Raw genomic sequence first — 226 nt, forward strand, 5'->3', positions numbered from 1 at the left:
GAGTAGCTTTTATTTTGTTTCCTGTAAGATCAATTTTCCATCTTACTTTATCAAAACTTTCAGATAGGCTTACTAAACCAGCTTTATTCATGTCAACGTTGTTCCTCTTTAGAGCAACTAAAACATCATTGATGCTGGCCCAACCGTATTGGTCTAATTCAATGCCTCCATCTTCCGGTTGATGTCGTAACCAATAACTTATCAATTTGCTTATCTTGGAATCCAT

1 protein-coding gene is annotated in these 226 nt (G+C 35.8%); it reads right to left on the reverse strand.

Annotated features, from left to right (window positions below; genetic code table 11):
* On the reverse strand, positions 1-226 hold a 226-nt coding region (locus ACXAGJ_RS24835), incomplete at both ends, for an RNA 2'-phosphotransferase (protein WP_474843912.1).

It is taken from the genome of Aquimarina sp. AWH4_224 (assembly GCF_056160245.1).